This is a genomic window from Rhizobium sp. 18055 (assembly GCF_902706285.1).
Taxonomy (GTDB): Bacteria; Pseudomonadota; Alphaproteobacteria; order Rhizobiales; family Rhizobiaceae; genus Rhizobium.
The window spans coordinates 1-391 of record NZ_CACSKD010000478.1 but is presented as its reverse complement, the minus strand read 5'-3'; the positions used below and the strand labels follow the sequence as shown (position 1 = coordinate 391).

The window sequence follows — 391 nt, the reverse complement described above, 5'->3', positions numbered from 1 at the left end:
GGTTCACCACGTCCTGCAGGCCGTAGGCCATCCAGGCGTCGGCGGGCAGGCCGTCGCGGCCGGCGCGGCCGGTCTCCTGGTAGTAGCCCTCGATGTTCTTGGGCATGTCCACGTGGGCGACGAAGCGCACGTCGGGCTTGTCGATGCCCATGCCGAACGCGATGGTGGCCACCATCACGATGCCCTCCTCGCGCAGGAAGCGGTCCTGGTTCTCCTGGCGCACTTCGGGCGGCAGGCCGGCGTGGTAGGGCAGGGCGTTGAAGCCCTGGCCGCAGAGGAATTCAGCGGTCTCCTCGACCTTGCGCCGCGACATGCAGTAGACGATGCCGGCCTCGCCACGGTGGCTGCGCAGGAAGTCGGTCAGCTGCTTGCGGGCGTTGTCCTTCTGCAC

At 68.5% G+C, this 391-nt stretch carries 1 protein-coding gene; it reads right to left on the bottom strand.

The window, feature by feature from the left end:
• Nucleotides 1-391 (bottom strand): helicase-related protein (locus tag GVL52_RS30100; protein WP_280179143.1); only part of this gene is annotated, 391 nt, incomplete at both ends.